Source organism: Pseudoxanthomonas jiangsuensis, from assembly GCF_010093185.1.
GTDB lineage: Bacteria > Pseudomonadota > Gammaproteobacteria > Xanthomonadales > Xanthomonadaceae > Pseudoxanthomonas > Pseudoxanthomonas jiangsuensis.
In genome coordinates, this window is sequence record NZ_PDWL01000026.1 from 23545 (window position 1) to 39041 (window position 15497).

The window sequence follows — 15497 nt, forward strand, 5'->3', positions numbered from 1 at the left end:
GCGTCCGCCGCGTTCATCGGTTGCTGTAGCTCGCGTTCCCCAGCCCGGTGCCGATGGTCAGCGCCGCCCAGCGCCGGGCCTTGCGCATCTTCCGGCGCTCGCTCAGGCCCTGGACCACGGCGTCGTTGTGCAGGACCACGCGCGGCGGAGTGCCGGCGATGGGGTCCAGGTGCGCGGCCAGCGCTTCGGCCAGGTGGAACGGCCGTTCCCAGTTGCCGGGCAGGTTCTGCGCGCCCTGCGAGATGCCGCCATCGGCCTCGATCCGGCCGGGACAGGCGATGCCGACGAAGGGTGCCAGCGGCAGGTCCAGGGTGCGCGCCTGCGCGGCCAGGCCGTTGAGCATCGCCGCCAGCCGGGCGACGGCCTCGGCGCGGTCCGGGCCATGGTCGGCGTGGCGCCACTTCAGGCGCTCGAGCACGCGCGCCTTGTGTCCGTCCGGCGCCTGCTCCAGGCGGTGCTCGACGATGCCGCAGCGGATGTTGGTGCCGCCCACGTCCACCGCCAGGAAGGCGCGATGGCGGTGTTCGGACTGCGGCAGCAGGGCGGTCCAGCCCAGCAATCCGCCCTCGTCGGCGTGGTGGCCGAGCAGTTGCAGCCGCGCTTCCACCTTGGCTAGTTCCAGTAGCCGCATCGCCCGGCGCACGGCCAGGCCGCCGGCGTCGTGCTCGGGGAAGCCGCCGCCCAGCACGATCCTTTCCACGCCTTCCCATTCCGGCTGGGCCAGGAACACCTGGATCACGTGCGCCAGGCGGCGGGCATGGTCCTCCACGGCCAGGTGCACCAGGTGCGCGGCGTCGGGATCGCTGCGGCGCAGGACCCGGTCGATGGCCTTCTTCTTCAGGTCTGCCGTGGGCACGTCGCCGAACGGATCCTTGCCGGTGCGATGGCGCTGGCGGGCGGCCTGCAGCAGGTCGCGGAACGCGCCCTGGCTGGCGCGGTCGCCGAGGAAGTCTTCCTGTCCCTCGGGATCGCGGACCAGCAGGTTGTAGTGGTCGATGTCCAGGCCGGGCAGGCGCATGGCGCCATGTTCCCCGCGCATGTCCGGGGCGGTGGACTTGCCGGTCTTGCCGGGTCGATCGGCCATGGGGGCGCCTGCGTGGATTTGGGCCTGCAGGCTAGGACCGGGCCGGTGAGCGCCGGGTGTCGGCAGGCGGGGTCGGCTGCTGCAGGGCGTCACCGACTACGCCATCTACATGCTCGACCCCGCCGGCCACATCCTCAGCTGGAACACCGGCGGCGAGCGGATCAAGGGCTATACCGACGCGGAGGTGATCGGCCAGCATTTCTCGCGCTTCTATCCGCCCGAGGACGTGGCCCTGGGCCTGCCGGGCGAGGGCCTCGCGATCGCCGCGCGCGAAGGTGCTGGCCTTCGCCCGCGGCCAGGATCTGGAGCCGGCCCTGCACGACGTCAACGCGCTGATCCGCGGCGCCGAGGAGGTCTACCGCCGCGCCGCCGGCCCAATCACGCAATGCACACTGGACCTGGCCGATGCTGACAGCCGGGTCATGGTCGATGCCGAACAGCTTGAGGCCCCCCTGGTGCACCTGGTGGCCAACGCCCGCGACGCCATGGACCATCCCGGCAGCATCCGCATCGCCACCCGCATCGCCCGCCCCAGCCTGCACCTGCACCCGGAAGCCATGCCAGAACGCGAGTATCTCTACGTGACCGTCGCCGACGACGGACCCGGCATGGTGGAGGACGTGAGGCTGCGGGCCATGGAGCCGTTCTTCACCACCAAGGACGTGGGCCGCGGCAGTGGGCTGGGGCTGAGCCAGGTATTCGGCTTCGCCAGCCAGTCCGGCGGATACGCCTTCATCGAGAGCGAGCCGGCGGAGGGCACCTGCGTGACCATGGCGATCCCGCTGCCGGAGGCGCCCGGTGCCTAGGCTGCTGTACGTGGAGGACGACAGCCTGCTGCGCACGGTGACCAGCATGGCCCTGGAGGATGCCGGCTACGAGGTGGTCGAGGCCCACGACGGCCACCAGGCGCGGCAGCTGCTGGAGGCGCACGGCGGCTTCGACTACGTGATCAGCGACATCAGCATGCCCGGCGGGATGAGCGGGCTGGAGGTGGCCCGCGCCGCGCTGGAGGCCCGGCCCGGGTGCCGGACGGTGCTGGTCTCCGGCTACGCCAGCGCGCAGCTGCCGTCGCTGCCGGCGTCGGTGGTCTACTTGGGCAAGCCGTTCCGGGTGAAGCAGCTGATCGGGATCCTGACCGACGAGGCCGCCTGGCCAGAGTCGTGATCCTGGGGAGGCCGCCGCGCCGCGCGCGGCCATCAGCTTGCGCGCTTGTGGAAGTACACCCGTTCGGCCGCCCAGCGCAGCGGCGGCGAATGCAGCAGAAGGTCGAACGGCCAGTCGAACTGGATGCGGTCGTAGGCCCAGCGCAAGGCGCGCTTGAAGCGGAAGCGCGGCGCGGCGGCGATCGCCACCTGCTCGGGCGGTGGGCCGCCGTCGCGCAGGTGGGCGGCGATCGCGCGGCCCACCGCCCAGCCATGCTCCCAGGCCGAGTGGATGCCGCCGGCGGTGACCGGCGAGACCACGCCGGCGGCGTCGCCGACCAGGATGGCGCGGTCGCGGGCCAGGTCGGGCACCGGGCCGCTGCAGGGGATCAGGCCGGCGCGTGTGGGCCCGGGCCGCAGGTGCCGCGGCAGCCCGCCGGCCAGGCCCACGCGCAGCAGGAAGCTGTCGATGTCGGGCAGCCGCGCGCGCGCCGGGTCGTGGCGCAGGGCCAGGCCGGCCTGGATGCCGGTGGGGTTCTGCGCGATCCAGCCGATGTAGCCGGGGGCGTAGCGCTTGCTGATGAAGCAGTGCAGGGCGTCGGGCTCGCCGAGCATCGCCCCGGGGAACTCGTACTCGATGCCGTACAGGAACTGGCGCACCTGGCCCAGGCCGCAGGCGCGGGCGACCCGCGAGCGCGCGCCGTCGGCGCCGACCAGGTAGCCGGTGGCGCCGAGGCCGTCGATCCGCCAGCCGCCGCCGTCGCGCTGGCAGCCGGTGAAGGCCTGGCCCAGGCGCAGGTCCACGCCGTGTTCGCGCATCTGCGCGGCCAGCCAGCGCATCACCCCCGGCGTGTCGGTGGTGAGGAAGTAGTAGCCGGGCGCGGCCAGGGCGACCTGCTTCAGGCTCGGCGCGTACAGGCGCACCTGGCCGATGCGCCGGGTCAGCGCCGGCGGCAGGCGTTCGAGCAGGGTCTGCTCGGCCGCTTCCTTGACGATGATCCCGGTGGTGTGCAGCTTCTCGCCGGGATCGCGTTTGCGCTCGAGCACGCACACGTGCAGCCCGCGCTGGGCCGCGGCGATCGCGCACGCGGCGCCGGCGAAGCTGGCGCCGACCACGACCAGGTCGGGACGGGAGGAGGACATCGGTGTTCCTGCGGCGGTGCGGGAGGCCGATGCTGGGACGGCGATGCGGGCCGACGGCGAAGCGGAGGTGAAGCGGGCGTGGGCGCCCGCCGGGCCGGCCGGGCGCCGACGCGGTGGCCTGGCCGCGGGCGGTGACCGGTAGAACCTGGCGATCGACGGCGGGCGGGTGAAGGATCGAGTTTCCTCCATGACGGATTGCGTTATATGACGGAATCCGTTATGGTCGGGCCGTGATCCGGAGCTTCATCGACAGGGAAGCCGAAAAGGTCTGGGAGGGCACGCCTTCCCGGAGGCTGCCCGGCGATATCCAGGCGGTGGCGCGGCGCAAGCTGCGCATGCTCCACAACGCCGCCACCCTGGACGACCTGCGGATTCCACCCGCCAATCGCCTGGAGGCCTTGAAGGGCGACCGCAAGGGGCGGCACAGCATCCGGATCAACGACCAGTGGCGGCTGTGCTTCCGTTGGGAGGCGGGAGACGCCTTCGAGGTCGGAATCGTCGATTACCACTGAGGAGTCTGCCGCGATGGCCAACCGGAAGCTGCCCAACATCCATCCTGGCGAGGTCCTGCTCGAGGAGTTCCTGCTGCCGCTGGGCATCAGCCAGAATGCACTGGCGCGTGCCGCGGGGGTGCCTCCGCGGCGGATCAACGAGATCGTGCTGGGCAAGCGCGGTGTGAGCGCCGATACCGCCGTGCGGTTGGCGGCCGCGCTCGGAACCAGCGAGCGGTTCTGGCTGGGCCTGCAGGCCGATTACGACCTGGAGGAGGCCCATCGCGCCCTGGGCGACGCGGTGGCCAGGATCGAACGCCTGGCGGCGTAGCGGGGCAGGGCACAGGCTGCGGCCATTGGCCGCGCACCGCAGGTTCGGGCCGTCGCCAGCGCCGATTTGCTACCCTGCGCCGCCCCGACCTTCTGGAAGTTCCGCCGGTGTCCCTCCTGCTGTGGCTGCGCATCGCCCTGGTCCTGCTGCTGATCGTGCTCAACACCCTGGTCCACGCGCTGCCGTTGCTGGCCGTGGGCGTGGTCAAGGCGGTGCTGCCCCTGGGTGCCGTGCGGCGGGCGTGCAATCCAGTGCTGACCGGGCTGGCGGAGAACTGGATCGCGGTCAACACCGCCATGATCGGCGCGTTCACCCGTACCCGCTTCGCCATCGAGGGCCTGGACGGCCTGCAGCGCGACGGCCATTACCTGGTGCTGGCCAACCACCAGAGCTGGGTCGACATCGTGGTCCTGCAGAAGGTGTTCAATCGCAGGATCCCTTTGCTGCGCTTCTTCCTCAAGCGCCAGCTGTTCTGGGTGCCGGTGCTGGGGCTGGCGTGGTGGGCGCTGGATTTCCCGTTCATGGGCCGCTACACCCGCAAGCAGATCGCGCGCAACCCGGAGCTGGGCCGGCGCGACATGGAGGCCACCCGCCGCGCCTGCGCCAAGTTCCGCGACATCCCGGTGTCGGTGATGAACTTCGTCGAGGGCACCCGCTTCACCCCGGCCAAGCATGACGGCCAGGCATCGCCGTACCGGCACCTGCTCAAGCCCAAGTCCGGCGGCGTGGCCTTCGTCCTGGACGCGATGGGCGATGGCCTGCAGGCGGTGCTGGACGTGAGCATCGCCTATCCGGGCGGACGCCCGACCCTGGTCGAGCTGATGGCCGATCGCGTCCCCGAGGTGCGGGTGAAAGTGCGGCAGAGGCCGATCCCCCCCGAGCTGGTGGCCGGCAACTATCAGGAGGACCGCGCCTTCCGCGCCCGCTTCCAGCAGTGGATGAACGCGGTGTGGCAGGAGAAGGACGCCGACCTGGCGCGGCTGCTGGAGAGGGAGCAGAGCCATGCGTAACGCCCTGCAGGAACAGCTGCTCAAGGCCGGCCTGGCGAAGAAGTCCAAGGTCGATCAGGTCGCGCGCGAGCAGGCGAAGCAGCGCCAGGGCAAGGCGCCGAAACCCGACGCCACGGCCGATGCGGACGCCGGTGTCGACATGGCGGCCGAGGCCGAGCGCCAGCGCCAGGCGAGGGTGGAGCGCGACCGCGCCCTGGCCGCCGAGCGCAACGCCCAGGCGCGCGCGGCCGAGCAGCGCGCCCAGGCCCGGCAGATCATCGAGCAGGGCCGGCTGCCGCCGGGCGGGGAAATCGAGTACCGCTTCACCGACGGCAAGGCGATCCGCAGCGTGCTGGTCACCTCCCAGGTGCGTGCGCAGCTGGCCAAGGGCGCGCTGGTGATCGTGCGTCTGGATCAGGGCTATGCCGTGGTGCCGCGCGCGGTCGCCGAGAAGGTCGAGGCCCGCGATGCCTCGCTGGTCGTGGTCGACCATGCCCGCACCCCGGAGCCGGCCGCCGATGCGGCCGACGACGCCTACTACAGCCGTTTCCAGGTGCCCGACGACCTGGTCTGGTGATCAGCGCGGCGCCAGCCGCAGGACCACCACGCCATGCGCCGGCAGGGTGGCGGTGAAGGCCTGCGCGGTACTGCCTTCGCCGCCGTGCCAGACGTCGCGCCAGGCGAAGCGCTGGTGGCCGAAGTCGATCTCGCGCTTGCTGATGTCGTCCTTCATGTAGTGGAAGGCCCAGTCCAGGGTGTATTCGCGCGCCGCATCGCCGCGGTTGAGGAACAGCAGCGCGTACTCGCCCTTGTCCAGCGGCTTGAGGTAGAGCTCGACCTCGCCCTCGTCGATCCACTTCATCGCCTGGATCCCGAGCCGGTCCTGGTTGATCGCGATCATGCCACGGTGGGTGAGGATGCGGCGGGTGGCCTCGCTCATCGAGCGCAGGTCGTTGCCGGCGATCAGCGGCGAGGCGAGCATGGCCCACAGCGAGAAGTGGGCGCGGTCCTCTTCCTCGGTCATGCCGTTGCCCACCTCCATCATGTCCATGTCGTTCCAGCGGCCGGGGCCTGCGTACTTGCGCAGCCCGGCCTGCTTGTCGAGGATCGGCAGTACCCCCAGCGACGACCACGAGCCGTGGTTGTGCTCGCAGCTCCAGCACGGATAGATGTCGCCGGTGGTGCGCCAGGAATGGCCGACGTCCAGCGCCCATTCCCAGGGCTTGTTGTCGCCCCACTCGCAGATGCTGAACAGCATCGGCCGGCCGGTCCTGGCGATCGCGTCGCGCATCGTGGCGTAGGCCGAGGCCGGGTTGATGTCCTTGGTGTCGCACCAGTCGTACTTGACGTAGTCGATGCCCCAGCGGGCGTAGGCCAGCGCGTCCTGGTACTCGTGGCCGCGGCTGCCGGGACGGCCGGCGCAGGTGGTGTTGCCGGCGTCGGAGTAGATGCCCAGCTTCAGGCCCCTGGCGTGCACGTAATCGGCCAGCGCCTTCATGCCCGACGGGAAGGTCTTCGGGTCGGGCCGGATGTTGCCGTCGGCATCGCGGGTGCCGTGCCAGCAGTCGTCGATGTTGATGTACTCGTAGCCGGCGTCCTTCATCCCGGAGGCGACCATGGCGTCGGCCATTTCCCGGATCATCCGCTCGTCGACGTTGCAGCCGAAGGTGTTCCAGCTGTTCCAGCCCATCTGCGGGGTGCGCGCCACCTGGTCGGACTTCTGCGCCGACGCCGGGAGCGGAATGCACAACGCGAGGGCGAGGAGGAGGAAGCGGAACGGCACGCGCATGGTCTGCATCCGGAATGGGAAGGTCCACCGCGGACTTTGCGAGCCAGGCGCGTACCGGGCAATCCCGGAATCGTTATAGGAGGTATCTCCACGCGGCGCGCACAGGAGATTCACAACCCGAACAGGAGGGTTAACGCGACCCCGCCAACCGCTGGACATGCGCAGCCGCACGCGTGGAAATCACGCCTGCTTGCCGCCGGGCTCCCTAGCGTCGCTGCATGGCCAGCACTCCAGGAGAACCGACGTGAACACCTTGTCCGCCCTGACCGGCGAGCGTTCCGACAGCAAGGTCGCCGCCGTATTCGAACGTGAATCCACCGCACGCGCGGTCGCGCGCCGGCTGCGCGAGCGCCTGGGCCTGCAGGCCTCCCAGGTGCAGTTGGTCACGCCCGCCGACAGCCATCCGGGACGCAAGCTGGAACCGGAAGGACATGGCATCTTCCGCACGATCATCGTGGCCCACTACAAGCTGGGGTTGGCCGGGCTGGCGGTGGGCGCGATGGTGTATGCGGCGATGTACTTGATCGGCCTGGACGGGGTGACCCGATCCCCGTGGCTGGCTGCGGCGCTGGTGATCGGCTACGGCGGTGTGTTCGGGCTGATGGCCGGCGGCCTGGTATCGCTCCGTCCGGACCATGATCCCTACATCGGCAAGGTGCAGGGCGCGCTCGAGGCAGGGCGCTGCGCGGTGGTGGTGCATGCCTTCGACAGCGGCCAGCGCGACCGCGCGGTCGAGGAACTGGCCGGGCAGGGCGGCGAACCGGTGAGGACGCTGTAGCGGCACGTAGTCGCATGCATGCCGCCGCCAGCCCTATGGTCCGCTGAAAAGACGCGGGCGCGGCGATCCGCCTCCCGCGTTTGCCGTCAGGCGCTCTTGCGGCGCTTGCCGTCGGTCTCGGGTGCGGTCGAGGGCGTGGCGATCCGGGTCAGCACAGGGGTGTTGCCCAGCACCTCGATCCGGCCGCCGGCCTTGCGGAAGGCGGCCAGGTCGTGGGAGATGCGCTCGCTGGTGAGCACGCCGGAGGACTTGCCGGTATCGGCGAGCTTGCGGGGATGCGGCATGGCTGCGTTCTTGCGGGCGGTCATGGATCTTCTCCTTTGCTCCTTGGGGGATCGGGACGCGGGCGTTCTCAGGCCAGGGACGACACGAGGTCGTCCAGCCTGCGCTCGCGGTAGGCGGTACGTACGTCCAGGCAGGCCGGGCCGCCCATCTCGAACTGGCGGCAGATCGCCGGCCTCTGCGGGTAGATCGTGCAGCGCAGGTGCAGCGGGTCGATCGCCGCGCACCAGCCGTCCTCGTCCTGGGCCATCACTTCCAGCCCGGAGGGATCGCGGTCGACCAGGTGCGGCGGCACCCGGTCGCCCGGCAGCAGCAGCACCGGCAGGCGGCAGCAGACCGCATCGCAGCGGGTGCAGGCCACGTCGGCGCAGGTCGCGCTCAGCGCGGCGCTCCCGTGGCGGGCAGGGGACGGATGCGGACGGGGCGGCGTGGGCGCCGCGATGGAGCGGAAATCCGGATGGCGATGCCTGGCGGAGGGCCCGCGGGAGCCGGCGCTGGTGCGGCCCGGGGCGCTGGGACATGCCGGAGTCCGGCATGCGGGAATGCGGAATGTGCCGGGATTTTACCCCGGATCGGGATGCGCCGCTGCCGCCGCCGTTCAGGTGGCCCAGGGCCTTGCGGGGCGCAGGATTCAGGCGGCTGCCGGGCGCTGCTAGAGTCCGCCATCCCGTCCCGGCAGGAGAATCCCGTGGTCGCCATCGAACGCTTCCATCCCATCGGCATCCCCGGCCAGGCCTGGGGCGAGGCCGAGCGCGCGCAGTGGCGCGCGGCCCAGGTGCGCCGCCGACGCCATGCCGACGGGGTGCTGGCGCCGGTCGAGGCGCTGCGCGGCGGCTGGGACGTGGTCGAGTACGGGGTGCTCGATTACCCGCCGCAGCGCTACCCTTTGCTCGCCCTGCGCAGCCGCGACTGGAACGACGCCCTGCCGGTGGCGCTGGTGACCGGCGGCGTGCACGGCTATGAGACCAGCGGCGTGCAGGGTGCATTGCAGTTTGCCCGCGACCACGGGCGCGATTACGACGGGCGCCTGAACCTGCTGGTGGTGCCCTGCGTCAGCCCGTGGGGCTACGAGCACGTCCAGCGCTGGAACCCGCAGGCCGTGGACCCGAACCGCTCGTTCCGCCAGCCCAGCCCGGCGCCGGAATCGGCCGCGCTGATGGCGTTGCTCGCGCCGCTGCGCGGGCGGGTGCTGGTGCACGTCGACCTGCACGAGACCACCGACAGCGACGAGAGCGAATTCCGCCCGGCGCTGGCCGCGCGCGACGGCAAGCCGTTCGAGCCCGGCGGCATTCCCGACGGCTTCTACCTGGTCGGCGACAGCGAAAACCCGCAGCCGGAATTCCAGCAGGCGGTCATCGCCGCGGTGGAGGAGGTCACCCATATCGCACCTGCCGATGCGGAGGGCCGCATGATCGGCTCGCCGGTGGTGGCCCGCGGCGTCATCAACTATCCGGTGCGGGAACTGGGCCTGTGCGCCGGGATCTCCGACGCGAAGTACGTCACCACCACCGAGGTCTATCCGGACAGTCCGCGGGCCACGCCGCAGCAGTGCGACGACGCCCAGGTCGCGGCGGTACGGGCGGCCCTCGACTACGCCCTCGCGCATCGCTGAGGGATCACGGCGGCGCCCTCGATATGCCTGGAACCCCGGCCGCCCGGTTACCATTGGCGTCTGGATCGGGCAAGCGGCGCAGTGCGCCAGCGGAGTCTCATGGCGGCATGGGGAGCGATGGCGCTGCTGGCGGCAGTGATGGCGCTGGCCGCCGGTGCGATGGCATGGTCGCGGCGCCGGCGCGGGGCAGAAACCAAGCCGGTGCATGAGCTCGATCCCGCGCCTGCCCCCCGGACGGCAACGGAGAAGGCCGCGGACGGAATCCACGGCGACTGGTATCTGGCCTTGGTCGAACTGGCGGCAGTGGCGCGCTCCGACGGGACGGATCGGGAAGGCGCCGCGCCGACCGAGGCGGTGGCTGCTACTGCACGGGCGTTGTCGCACTTCGATTCCGATCCGCAGCGCCTGCCGCGCAGGCCGCAGCTGTTGCCGCAACTGCTCGGCACGCTCAACGACGACGAGGCCGGCGGTCGCGAGATCGCGATGGTGATCGCGCGCGATCCGGTGCTGGCGGCGAACCTGCTGAAGCTGGCCAACAGTTCTGTTTACCGGGTGCAGTCCGAGCCGGTGGAAAGCCTGGATCGGGCGGTGGCCCTGATCGGCAGCCAGGGCCTGCGCCAGCTGGTGGCGGTGGCGCTGATGCAGCCGGTGATGCGCGCCAGCGGCAGCGCGCTGGGCCGCCTGCCCGACCTGGTCTGGGAACACACCCAGCATGCCAGCGCGGCTGCGGCGCGGTTCGCGCGCACGGTCGAGCGCGAGGATGCCTTTGCCGCGCAGCTCCTGGCACTGCTGCAGGGCCTGGGCATGATCGTGGTCTTGCAGGCGCTGGCGGGCGAATGCGCGCGCCTGTCGGCCCCGCCGCCGGATGCGGATGCGACCGCGGGCCTGCTGCGGCGATGGTCGGTGCGGATCGCCCGGCGGGTGGCCGAGGAATGGCAGTTGTCGGCACGCATGCTCCAGGCGCTGGACGAACAGGCCGGAACCGAGCTGGCACGGATGGGCGGATTGGGCCGTGCGCTTGCCGTTTCCGGCCCGGCGGCACTCGAGTCGCTGCGCCAGGCGCAGGCACCGCGCGGCGACTGACCAAGGTCGGCATCCCGGCCGCGCTGCTGCATCCATTCGCGCGATGGCCGCACAGGATGCGCGCATCGTTCGCGGTGCAGGATGCGACGCATGGCGCGGAAGTGCACGGCGGCATGGATGGCGTCGATCATTCTGCAACCTGCGATCCGCGACGTTTCTGACTTGCGCTGTCATCCCGGCCATTGGCAGACGGGCGGCCAATGGTGCATTGCATCGACAAGCGGACGGAGTTGCGCAGCGCCCAGGACCGGCCGTGGCGAAGCGCAATGAATACGTATGCAGAAGAACGCGCATCGCGTTTTGCGCCACTACCATTGCCGCACGTTCCGGGGTGACTTGCCCTGGCGTAGCAGGATCGGGCGATCGCGATGCGACGCACCCGGCCCACCGCATACAACGTCCTTGGAGAGGGGAACATGGTGCATCACAAGCGCAACCTGCTGAGCGCGGCGCTGGCGTCCGCCATCGCGCTGACCGCGACCGGCGTGCAAGCCCAGAACGCGGAAACCAACGAGAACCCGCAGGCGGTCGACCTGGATACGGTCACCGTCACCGGCATCCGCCGCGGCATCGAGAGCGCGATCTCGGTCAAGCGCGACGCCACCTCGATCGTCGAGGCGATCTCGGCCGAGGACATCGGCAAGCTGCCCGACGTGAGCATCGCCGAATCGATCGCCCGCCTGCCGGGCCTGGCCGCCCAGCGCGTGGCCGGCCGCGCCCAGGTGATCAGCGTGCGCGGCCTGTCGCCCGACTTCGCCACCACCACCCTCAACGGCCGCGAGATGGTTTCCACCGGCGACAACCGCAGCGTGGAGTTCGACCAGTACCCGTCCGAGCTGATCAGCGGCGTGACCGTGTACAAGACCCCCGACGCCGGCCTGGTCGGCCAGGGCCTGTCGGGCACGCTGGACATGCAGACCGTGCGCCCGCTCAGCTACAACGACCGGGTGATCGCCGTCAGCGGCCGCTACCAGAAGAACTCGCTGGGCGAGGCCGGCGGCGTGGACCCGTACGGCAACCGCTTCAACGTCAGCTACATCGACCAGTTCGCCGACCGCACGATCGGCCTGGCCATCGGCTACTCGCGTTCGGACATGGCCAAGCAGGAGAACCAGGTCGGCCTGTACGAGCCGTGGGAGGCCGTCGGTGACGGCTGGCGTCCCGGCGTGGATGCGGGCACCTACTACTCCAACGGCATCAAGGCCCTGCGCCGCACCGGCAACGCCAAGCGCGACGGCGTGATGGCGACCCTGCAGTTCCGTCCGGGCAACGGCTGGACCAGCACCCTGGACGGCTTCTACACCAAGGCCAAGGAATACGACACCGCCAACCAGTTCGAGGTGGGCCTGGGCGACTACAACGGCGGCTACGGGCGCCTGGACGTCACCGACGTGACCGTCAACGGCAACGGCAGTTTCGTCAGCGGCACCGCCAACAACGTCTATCCGCTGGTCCGCGGCATGTACAACTACCGTGAGGACGAGATCAAGGCGCTGGGCTGGAACAACGAGTTCAACGTCGGCGCGGTGAAGCTGGTGGCCGACGTCAGCTGGTCCAAGACCGAGCGCGACGAGACCAACCTGGAGAACAACCTGCAGCTGCTGCCGGCGCCGCAGCTGGATTCGGTGGTCCTGAACTACGGTGGCGGCGGCGATTTCGCCCAGCTGAATCCTGGCCTGGACTATTCCGACTACACCCAGCTGTACCTGGCCAACACCATCTACGGCTCCGGCTACGGCAAGACTCCGCACGTGGACGACGAGCTGAAGGGCTACAAGCTGGTCGCCAGCTTCCCGGCGCCGGAGGCGCTGGGCTGGTTCTCCGACATCGACGTCGGCATCAACTACGCCGAACGCGAGAAGAACAAGAGCCAGCCAGAAGGCAACATCACCCTCGGCGCGCAGGGCGAGACCACCATCGCCCCGGACCTGCAGTACGGCCTGGTCGACCTGCGCTTCGCCGGCGTCGGCTACATCCCCAGCTGGAACGTGCCCGAGGCCGTGGCCCGCTACATGGTGTTCAACCCGACCACCGCCGAGTCCTACCTGATCCCGAAGCAGTGGTCGGTGGAAGAGCAGATCACCACCACCTGGATCCGCGCCAACATCGACGCCGAGATCGGTTCGGTCGCGGTGCGCGGCAACGTCGGCGTCCAGGCCCAGAGCGTGGACCAGTCCTCGGCTTCCAACTACTGGGACGGCTCGCAGCCGGTCGGCAGCCAGGTGATCCCGATCGAGAAGGGCAAGAGCTACACCGACTACCTGCCCAGCCTGAACCTGGCGTTCGAGCTGCCGGCCGAGCAGACCGTCCGTTTCGCCCTGGCCCGCCAGGTCGCGCGTCCGCGCGTGGACGAGCTGCGCGCTTCGATGGAATTCGGCGTGGATACCAGTACCGGCCTGCCGGGCGCCAGCGGCGGCAACGCGGAACTGGATCCCTGGTCGGCCAACTCCATCGACCTGTCCTACGAGAAGTACTTCGGCACCAAGGCCTACGTCGCCGCCGCGGTCTTCTACAAGGACCTGCGCACCTACATCTATACCGAGAAGCGTGACGGCTACGACTTCACCGAGCAGGTGGAGAACTGGCTGGCGGCCAACGGCCAGACCCTGCCGGACGACGTGGAAGTCGAGATGACCGGCTTCTACACCGCCCCGGTCAACGGCAAGGGCGGCTCCATGCGCGGCGCCGAGCTCACCGCCTCGTTGCCGCTGGACATGTTCACCGAGGCCCTGCGTGGCTTCGGCATAGTCGCCAGCGCCAGCTTCAACGACAGCAACATCACCATCCCGCCGGATCCGGGCACCACTTCCAGCGTCGGCAGCGATCCGATCATGCTCCCGGGCCTGTCCAAGCGCGTGTACAACTTCACCGCCTACTACGAGAACAACGGCTTCGAAGTGCGCCTGAACCAGCGCAAGCGCTCGGACTTCATCGGCGAGATCGGCAACTTCGCCGGCAACCGCACCCTGCGCTACGTCGAGGGCGAGGACGTGCTCGACGCCCAGGTCAGCTACAGCTTCGGCGACGGCAGCGCGCTCAGCGGCCTGAGCCTGTACCTGCAGGGCAGCAACCTGACCAACTCCAAGTACCACACCTACGCCGAGACCAAGGACCGTCCGCTCGAGACCATCGAGTGGGGCAAGTCCTGGCAGGTGGGGCTGAGCTACCGCTTCTGATCGAACCTCCCGCTGCAACCTTCATGGCCCGCCGGCGCCCTGCCGGCGGGCTTCTTTTTGCCCCGGAAGTGGGGGCAGGGCATAGGCGGAAGGTCATGCCCACTTCCCGCAGGGGCCGGCGTGCCGGGGCGGTGCTATCAAGCGCCATCGCCCGCACCGGACCGGAGCCCGCCATGACCTTCACCCGCCGCGACCTGCTCAGGCTGGGCACGCTCGCCGCCGCCGGCCTGGCCCTGCCCGCGCTGGCCACGAACGCCGCCCCGGCCGGAATAGGGCGCGCAACGCGGCCCCTGCGCATCCTGATCCTCGGCGGCACTGGCTTCACCGGTCCGTTCCAGGTCAACTACGCTCTGGCACGCGGCCACAAGGTGACCCTGTTCAACCGCGGCAAGCGGCCTTCGCCCGAATGGCCGGGTGAGGTGGAGCAGCTGCACGGCGACCGCAACCAGGGCGACCTGGCGGCGCTCAAGGGCCGGCAGTGGGACGTGTGCATCGACAATCCCACCAGCCTGCCGTTCTGGGTGCGCGATGCGGCCCAGGTGCTGGCCGGCAACGTCGGCCATTACCTGTTCGTCTCCACGATCTCGGTGTATGCCGATGGCAGCCGCGCCGGCATCGACGAGGACGACGCGCTGGCCGACTACACCGGCGCCGATCCCATGGCCGAGACCCAGCAGACGCTGATGGCCGACGTGGAGCGGCTGTATGGGCCTTTGAAGGCACTGAGCGAGGCCGAGGCGCGGCGCCGGTTCGGCGAGCGGGTGACCATCGTCCGCCCCGGCTACATCGTCGGTCCGCGCGACGAGACCGACCGCTTCACCTATTGGCCGCACCGGGTGGCGCAAGGCGGCGAGATCCTGGTGCCCGGCGATGGCCTGGACCCGGTGCAGTTCATCGATGGCCGCGACCTGGGCGAATGGATGGTGCGCCTGGCCGAGGCCGGCACCTACGGCACCTTCAACGCGGTCGGCCCGGCGCAGGCGCTGACCCTGGACGGCCTGCTGCACGGCTGCCGGGCCGCTACCAGAACCCGCGAGCTGCAGCTGACTCACGTGAGCCCAGCATTCGTCGAACGCCAGCAGCTGGAGTTCCCGATCTGGGTGCCGCGCGGCAGCGGCCCGTATGCGGGCTACGGCCAGGTGGACAACGCCCGCGCCATCGCCGCCGGGTTGCAATTCCGGCCGTTGCAGGAAACGGTGGTCGACCTGCTGGCCTGGTTCCGCAACCTGCCGCCGGAACGGCAGGCCAAACTGCGTGCCGGCATCAGCCGCGAGCGCGAGGCCGAGGCGCTCGCGGCCTGGCATGCGCAGGCCGCGGGGCAGGCGCCCGCCTGACCGGTCGCGCCGGCCCCGCGCCGTTCACGCATGGCCGACGCCGGCCTGCGTAAGGTCGCGCCATCATCGGATGCGGAGTGCGACATGATCAAGTGGGCCATCATCTTCCTGGTCATCGGCCTCATTGCCGGCGCCCTCGGCCTGGGCGGCGTGGCGGGTGTGTCGATGGGAATCGCCAAGTTTCTGTTCATCGGCGCCTTGCTGATCGCCGTGGTGCTGTTCGTGCTGGGGCTGACCGTGTTCCGCAAGGTCACCTGAGGACC

Annotated in this window: 17 protein-coding genes and 1 pseudogene; 13 read left to right on the forward strand and 5 right to left on the reverse strand. The window is 70.2% G+C overall.

What is annotated here, in order from left to right; genetic code table 11:
• Nucleotides 1-13: 13 nt before the first annotated feature.
• The gene (locus CSC62_RS14425; RefSeq protein WP_211369021.1) at nt 14-1084 is read right to left on the reverse strand and encodes an ROK family protein; all 1071 of its coding nucleotides are present in this window, start codon (nt 1082-1084) and stop codon (nt 14-16) included.
• A 109-nt stretch (nt 1085-1193) separates the two neighbouring features.
• On the opposite strand from CSC62_RS14425, the pseudogene CSC62_RS18110 reads away from it, so the two are divergent.
• The 3 genes and pseudogenes from CSC62_RS18110 to CSC62_RS14435 all read left to right on the forward strand — a co-directional run.
• A pseudogene (locus tag CSC62_RS18110) lies at nt 1194-1256 on the forward strand (hypothetical protein); the annotation flags it as partial.
• A 103-nt stretch (nt 1257-1359) separates the two neighbouring features.
• Nucleotides 1360-1890 (forward strand): ATP-binding protein, encoded by a 531-nt coding sequence (locus CSC62_RS14430; RefSeq protein ID WP_246194468.1) that lies wholly within the window; start codon nt 1360-1362, stop codon nt 1888-1890.
• The gene (locus CSC62_RS14435; RefSeq protein WP_162407386.1) at nt 1883-2248 is read left to right on the forward strand and encodes a response regulator; all 366 of its coding nucleotides are present in this window, start codon (nt 1883-1885) and stop codon (nt 2246-2248) included. The genes CSC62_RS14430 and CSC62_RS14435 overlap by 8 nt, the downstream gene beginning before the upstream one ends.
• Nucleotides 2249-2280: 32 nt before the next feature.
• Here the strand turns inward: CSC62_RS14435 and CSC62_RS14440 are convergent, their stop codons facing one another.
• A complete protein-coding gene (locus CSC62_RS14440; RefSeq protein WP_162407387.1) occupies nt 2281-3369 on the reverse strand; it encodes an NAD(P)/FAD-dependent oxidoreductase in 1089 nt (362 codons plus the stop codon).
• A 230-nt stretch (nt 3370-3599) separates the two neighbouring features.
• On the opposite strand from CSC62_RS14440, the gene CSC62_RS14445 reads away from it, so the two are divergent.
• The 4 genes from CSC62_RS14445 (at nt 3600) to CSC62_RS14460 (ending at nt 5757) form a co-directional block, all read left to right on the forward strand.
• On the forward strand, nt 3600-3881 hold the full coding sequence (locus CSC62_RS14445; protein ID WP_162407388.1) for a type II toxin-antitoxin system RelE/ParE family toxin: 282 nt from the start codon (nt 3600-3602) through the stop codon (nt 3879-3881).
• Between the two features lie 13 nt (nt 3882-3894).
• Complete coding sequence (locus CSC62_RS14450; protein WP_162407389.1) at nt 3895-4191, forward strand: HigA family addiction module antitoxin; 297 nt, start codon at nt 3895-3897, stop codon at nt 4189-4191.
• Between the two features lie 107 nt (nt 4192-4298).
• The gene (locus CSC62_RS14455; protein WP_425502035.1) at nt 4299-5201 is read left to right on the forward strand and encodes an acyltransferase; all 903 of its coding nucleotides are present in this window, start codon (nt 4299-4301) and stop codon (nt 5199-5201) included.
• Complete coding sequence (locus CSC62_RS14460) at nt 5194-5757, forward strand: DUF2058 domain-containing protein (RefSeq protein ID WP_162407390.1); 564 nt, start codon at nt 5194-5196, stop codon at nt 5755-5757. The genes CSC62_RS14455 and CSC62_RS14460 overlap by 8 nt, the downstream gene beginning before the upstream one ends.
• Here CSC62_RS14460 and aga27 read toward each other — a convergent pair whose 3' ends face one another.
• Entirely contained in the window at nt 5758-6969 is a 1212-nt protein-coding gene (gene aga27, locus CSC62_RS14465) for an alpha-galactosidase Aga27 (protein ID WP_211369022.1), read from the reverse strand.
• A 244-nt stretch (nt 6970-7213) separates the two neighbouring features.
• On the opposite strand from aga27, the gene CSC62_RS14470 reads away from it, so the two are divergent.
• Nucleotides 7214-7747, forward strand: a complete 534-nt coding sequence (locus CSC62_RS14470; protein WP_162407392.1) for a riboflavin biosynthesis protein RibA — start codon at nt 7214-7216, stop codon at nt 7745-7747.
• 86 nt (nt 7748-7833) lie between these two features.
• Here CSC62_RS14470 and CSC62_RS14475 read toward each other — a convergent pair whose 3' ends face one another.
• Entirely contained in the window at nt 7834-8055 is a 222-nt protein-coding gene (locus tag CSC62_RS14475; RefSeq protein WP_162407393.1) for a hypothetical protein, read from the reverse strand.
• Between the two features lie 44 nt (nt 8056-8099).
• Nucleotides 8100-8390: a YkgJ family cysteine cluster protein gene (locus CSC62_RS14480; RefSeq protein WP_162407394.1), complete on the reverse strand. Its 291-nt coding sequence runs from the start codon at nt 8388-8390 to the stop codon at nt 8100-8102.
• A 327-nt stretch (nt 8391-8717) separates the two neighbouring features.
• Here CSC62_RS14480 and CSC62_RS14485 point away from each other — a divergent pair, with 327 nt between their 5' ends.
• The 5 genes from CSC62_RS14485 to CSC62_RS14505 all read left to right on the forward strand — a co-directional run bounded on the left by CSC62_RS14485 (nt 8718) and on the right by CSC62_RS14505 (nt 15492).
• Nucleotides 8718-9641, forward strand: coding sequence for a M14 family metallopeptidase (locus tag CSC62_RS14485; protein WP_246194470.1), 924 nt, complete (start codon nt 8718-8720; stop codon nt 9639-9641).
• 99 nt (nt 9642-9740) lie between these two features.
• Entirely contained in the window at nt 9741-10724 is a 984-nt protein-coding gene (locus CSC62_RS14490) for an HDOD domain-containing protein (RefSeq protein ID WP_246194472.1), read from the forward strand.
• Between the two features lie 416 nt (nt 10725-11140).
• Entirely contained in the window at nt 11141-13900 is a 2760-nt protein-coding gene (locus tag CSC62_RS14495; protein WP_162407396.1) for a TonB-dependent receptor, read from the forward strand.
• A 173-nt stretch (nt 13901-14073) separates the two neighbouring features.
• Nucleotides 14074-15234, forward strand: coding sequence for an NAD-dependent epimerase/dehydratase family protein (locus CSC62_RS14500; protein WP_162407397.1), 1161 nt, complete (start codon nt 14074-14076; stop codon nt 15232-15234).
• 84 nt (nt 15235-15318) lie between these two features.
• Nucleotides 15319-15492, forward strand: a complete 174-nt coding sequence (locus CSC62_RS14505) for a DUF1328 domain-containing protein (protein ID WP_162407398.1) — start codon at nt 15319-15321, stop codon at nt 15490-15492.
• Nucleotides 15493-15497: the final 5 nt, after the last annotated feature.

Bases quoted from the DNA above. Each gene is read 5' to 3' on its own strand.
- CSC62_RS14495 (WP_162407396.1), top strand. From the start codon at position 11,141: ATGGTGCATCACAAGCGCAACCTGCTGAGCGCGGCGCTGGCGTCCGCC.
- CSC62_RS14505 (WP_162407398.1), top strand. From the start codon at position 15,319: ATGATCAAGTGGGCCATCATCTTCCTGGTCATCGGCCTCATTGCCGGC.
- CSC62_RS14490 (WP_246194472.1), top strand. From the start codon at position 9,741: ATGGCGGCATGGGGAGCGATGGCGCTGCTGGCGGCAGTGATGGCGCTG.
- CSC62_RS14475 (WP_162407393.1), bottom strand. From the start codon at position 8,055: ATGACCGCCCGCAAGAACGCAGCCATGCCGCATCCCCGCAAGCTCGCC.
- CSC62_RS14425 (WP_211369021.1), bottom strand. From the start codon at position 1,084: ATGGCCGATCGACCCGGCAAGACCGGCAAGTCCACCGCCCCGGACATG.
- CSC62_RS14500 (WP_162407397.1), top strand. From the start codon at position 14,074: ATGACCTTCACCCGCCGCGACCTGCTCAGGCTGGGCACGCTCGCCGCC.
- aga27 (WP_211369022.1), bottom strand. From the start codon at position 6,969: ATGCGCGTGCCGTTCCGCTTCCTCCTCCTCGCCCTCGCGTTGTGCATT.
- CSC62_RS14460 (WP_162407390.1), top strand. From the start codon at position 5,194: ATGCGTAACGCCCTGCAGGAACAGCTGCTCAAGGCCGGCCTGGCGAAG.
- CSC62_RS14440 (WP_162407387.1), bottom strand. From the start codon at position 3,369: ATGTCCTCCTCCCGTCCCGACCTGGTCGTGGTCGGCGCCAGCTTCGCC.
- CSC62_RS14450 (WP_162407389.1), top strand. From the start codon at position 3,895: ATGGCCAACCGGAAGCTGCCCAACATCCATCCTGGCGAGGTCCTGCTC.